This is a genomic window from Pinirhizobacter sp. (genome assembly GCF_035317885.1).
Classification (GTDB): Bacteria; Pseudomonadota; Gammaproteobacteria; order Xanthomonadales; family Rhodanobacteraceae; genus Pinirhizobacter.
On sequence record NZ_DATHFX010000194.1, the window covers coordinates 1 to 4,539 of the forward strand.

Consider the following 4,539-nt stretch of genomic DNA (forward strand, 5'->3'; position numbering starts at 1 on the left):
GGCCTTTCCAGCTACTGGTACACCACCAACACCAACATCAAGAACTACACGCTGCAGTTGTTCGACGACTGGAACGATATCTTCTCGACCGAGACCAAGCTGGGCTACTCCGACTTCGACCTGTTCCGTTCGGTCGACGCGCAGCAGCCGATGCTCACCGTGCGCGTGAACAACGCTGGTACCGCCACCGGCCCCACCGTGAACCTGGGCGAAGACCAGTTCAGCCACTACAACGCCGCCCGCGTGCGCACCTTCAACGCTTTCTGGGCCGGCACGCTGTACCTGGGCGACCACACCGTGAAGGGCGGCGTGGAGTTCGAGCGCAACAGCATCTACAACCTGTTCGGTCGCACGGAATTCGGGTCGTACAATTTCTACGGCATCAATGGCCTGGACACCGGTGCCTACAACACGTACGACCTCTACCAGCCGGCACCGGGCTATTCCCTTGGCGACATCGCCGCCAAGTGGGAGCTGAAGCAGTACACGTTCTTCCTGCAGGACACCTGGCAGGCCACGGACAACCTGTCGCTGCATTACGGCTTCCGCGTCAACCGCTATGCCACCGACGACAAGCCGCTGTACAACGGGACCTTCCAGCAGCAGTTCGGCTTCAGCAACGCGACCACGATCAACGGCAGCAAGCTGGTCGAGCCGCGCCTGTCGTTCAACTACAAGTTCGACAGCGACTACAAGACGCAGTTGCGTGGCGGCGTGGGCCTGTTCCAGTCCAGCCCGCCCACGGTGTGGATGACCAACCCGTACCAGAACAACGGCATCAACATCGTCACCTACCACTACGAGCGCCTTGCCAATGGCCAGTGCTCGCTGGGCAAGCAGACGGTGCCGTGCCCGGCTTTCAGTTCCGATCCGCACAGCCAGAACACCTCCGGCGCCGGCGTGCTGCCGCAGATGGCCGTCGATACCGTGGCGCCTGATTTCCAGCTTCCCAGCGTGTGGAAGTCGTCGCTGGCGTTCGATCGCGAGCTGCCCTGGATGGGCATCATCGGTACCCTGGAATGGCAGCACCTGCAGACGCGTAACGCGTTCTACTACAACAACCTCAACATCGGTTCGCCGACGGGCATCCTCCCGGATGGCCGCTTCACCTACAACGGCTGCATCGGCGGCGCCACGCCGGTCGGCGGCGCGACGGGTGCCACCTGCACGGGCGCTGTCAACTCCGTGGGTAACACCGCATCGGCGCTGGCGCGTTCGCGTGCCGACGGTCGCTTCGCCCAGGGCGTGACGGAACTGCTGAACACCGACAAGGGCCAGTCCGACGCCATCACGCTGTCGTTCACCAAGCCGTTTGCCGACGGCTGGTCAGCGTCGATCGCGGCGACCGCGGCGCACGCCACGGAAGTAAACCCGGGCACCTCCAGCCAGGCCACCTCCAATTTCAGCAACAGCGCCTGGTACAACGTCAACGAAAACGTGGCCTCCACGTCCAACACCAACATCGCCCAGCGCCTGAATGCTTCGCTCGCCTGGTCGCATAATTTCTTCGGCGACTACGCCACCACCATCAGTGCGTTCTACGATGGCCACAGCGGCGTGCCGTACAGCTGGGTGTTCGGTACCGATGCCAATGGCGACAGCTACCGTGGCGACCTGGCTTACATCCCGAACCGCGGCGATGTGAACTTCGCCGCAGGCACCGCGCAGAAGGTCGTCGACCAGTTCTACGACTACATCCAGCACGACGACTACCTCAAGGACAAACAGGGCAAGGTTGTCCGTCGCAACGGTGCGGTGTCGGCCTGGGTGAACCAGCTCGATCTTTCCTTCACCCAGGAAATCCCGGGCTTCTTCCGTGGCAACAAGGGCGAGTTTCGCCTCGACTTCTACAACGTGCTGAACCTGATGAACAAGCACTGGGGCCAGCAGGACTACATCGGCTTCCCGTACACCCGCAACCTGGCCGACTACGCCGGCGTCGGCGCGGACGGCAAGTACATCTACAAGCTGCCCACCGATGCCAACGGTAACTACCAGCCGGGCCTGAAGACGTTCTACGACGCCCCGACCGACAACAGCGCCACCAAGGCCAACCCGGTGTCCCGCTGGTCGATCCTGGCCACCGTCCGCTATACGTTCTAAGTAGTTGCGTTTTGTACGACTTAAAGCCGGCGCCCGCGAGGGTGCCGGTTTTTTTTGGCCGCTCCTTGACCTCGGCGCCCCAGCCGCGCCAAGCTAAACGGCTGACCTGAGGAACCATCCATGAATGATCACGTTGCCGGCGCTACCGGCCCCCTGCGCACGGTAAGCGCGCGCATCTCCCCGGCCGGTGGCCTGGATATCCTCTCCCGCAACGAGGTGGCGCGCCTGCGCGATGCCAGCGGGTCGGGCCTGCACATGCTGTTGCGCCGCTGCGCTCTGGCCGTACTCACCTCAGGGAATATCGGCGACGATCCGCGCTCGATGTTCGAGCAATATCCCAACTTCGACATCCAGGTGCTGCAACAGGACCGCGGCATCAAGATCGAGCTTTCCAACGCGCCCGAACAGGCCTTCGTCGACGGTCAGATCATCCGCGGCATCAACGAACTGCTGGTGGCCGTGGTGCGGGACATCGTGTACGTATCGGCGCAGCTGGAAAGCGGCAACTTCGACCTGGACGACACCGTTGGCATTACCCATGCGGTGTTCGAGATCCTGCGCAATGCGCGGATGCTGAAGCCGCAGGTGGATCCGAACCTGGTGGTGTGCTGGGGCGGCCATTCCATTTCGCGCGATGAATACGAGTACACCAAGCGCGTGGGCTACCAGCTGGGCCTGCGCGGCATGGACATCTGCACCGGTTGCGGTCCGGGTGCGATGAAGGGCCCGATGAAGGGCGCGAACATCGCCCACGCCAAGCAGCGCCGCCGCCACAACCGCTACATCGGCATTACCGAGCCGGGCATCATTGCCGCGGAGTCGCCGAACCCGATCGTCAACAACCTGGTGATCATGCCGGACATCGAGAAGCGCCTGGAGGCCTTCGTCCGCATGGGCCACGGCATCATCGTGTTCCCCGGTGGCGTGGGCACCGCCGAGGAGATCCTGTACCTGCTGGGCATCCTGCTGCACCCGGACAATGCCGGCGCGCCGTTCCCGCTGATTTTCACCGGGCCTAAGGATTCGGCCGCCTATTTCGAGCAGATCGACCAGTTCCTGCGCCTGACCCTCGGCGACGACGTGGCCAGGCACTACCAGATCATCGTGGACAACCCCACCGCCGTGGCGCACGTGATGCAGCGTGGTATCGAGAAGGTCCGCAACCATCGCCTGGACACCAAGGACGCCTTCTTCTTCAACTGGTCGCTGCATGTGCCGCTACCGTTCCAGCTGCCGTTCCACCCCACGCACGAGGCGATGGCTGGCCTGAACCTGCGTCGCGGCCGCCCGCGGCACGAACTGGCGGCGGACCTGCGCCGTGCGTTCTCGGGAATCGTGGCCGGTAACGTGAAAGACGAAGGCGTGAGGGCAATCGAAGCCTATGGTCCGTTCGTGATCGATGGCGAGGCTGAGATCATGCGTAACCTGGACAACCTCCTGAAAGCCTTCGTGGTGCAGCACCGCATGAAGTTGCCGGGTGGATCGGCGTACGTGCCTTGCTACCGGGTAGTGGCCGAGGTGGCTTGAGTTCACCCGCGGTCGACGGCAGGCGGGGCACCCTTCCCCGGGTAACCCTGGTGCCAGGAGCCCCGCCATGCAACGCATCGTCCTTGTCCTCGCCGTCGCCACGCTCGCCGGTTGCATCACCCACGACAACACCATCCGCGATGCCACCTCGAGCCGGCTATACCTTTACCAGTTGCCCACCGACGGCGATGCCACCGTCACCTTCGAGCGTGCCAACGGTGTGTTCGGGGGTGGCTGCTCGAACGCGATCTATATCGATAACAAGGTAGCCGGGCAGATAGAGATCGGCGAGCGCGCGGTGTTCCACGTACCGGCGGGAAACCACGACGTGGCAGTGGAGCAGCGGGGTACCTGTTCGTCTGGAAAGTCCGACGTGCAGACGTCCGTCGCTTCGGGTGGGAATGTGAGTTTCGCCCTGGATGCCGAGGGTACGGCGGGCTTGTCGCAGTCGACGCAGCAGGCGTCGGCTGCGCCAGAAGCGCCGGCGCCTTCGTCGTCGTCGGGTAAGGCGGGTTAGCAAAAGGTCGGAATCCGACTGTGCCAGATGATTGGATCGGGCAAGATCAAGCAACTCTTGTAGCGCGTGTTGTTTCGACTCCCATGAACGAGATCCTTCTGCCGGACCCTCGCCCGTCGCTGGACGTGTCCCGCCCTGCTGATGCTTCATTGCGCGATCAGTCGGAGGTCTTTTTTCGTATCTTCGAGGCACTTAGCGATATACGCGTGTCGATGGTCAGGCTCGAGAACAAGGTCGATCGGCTCGATGACAGGGTGACTGCGCTGGACCAGCGCATCGACCGTCTCGAACAGCGCGTCGACCGACTCGATCACCGCATGGACGGCCTCGAGGCAGACATACACGTCATCCGCGGCAAGGTCGATCGGGTCTATTGGACCGCGGCGGTCTCG

4 protein-coding genes are annotated in these 4,539 nt (G+C 63.0%); all 4 read left to right on the plus strand.

Features of this window, described 5'->3' with window-relative positions; all coding sequences use genetic code 11:
- Window positions 1–2,103: outer membrane beta-barrel protein (locus VK519_RS06090; protein WP_524538981.1), on the plus strand; the 2,103-nt coding region annotated here is incomplete at its 5' end.
- A gap of 120 nt (window positions 2,104–2,223) precedes the next feature.
- Window positions 2,224–3,630 (plus strand): nucleotide 5'-monophosphate nucleosidase PpnN, encoded by a 1,407-nt coding sequence (gene ppnN / locus VK519_RS06095; RefSeq protein WP_324348249.1) that lies wholly within the window; start codon window positions 2,224–2,226, stop codon window positions 3,628–3,630.
- A 67-nt stretch (window positions 3,631–3,697) separates the two neighbouring features.
- Window positions 3,698–4,147, plus strand: a complete 450-nt coding sequence (locus VK519_RS06100; RefSeq protein ID WP_324348251.1) for a hypothetical protein — start codon at window positions 3,698–3,700, stop codon at window positions 4,145–4,147.
- A gap of 83 nt (window positions 4,148–4,230) precedes the next feature.
- On the plus strand, window positions 4,231–4,539 hold a 309-nt coding region (locus VK519_RS06105; protein ID WP_324348253.1), incomplete at its 3' end, for a hypothetical protein.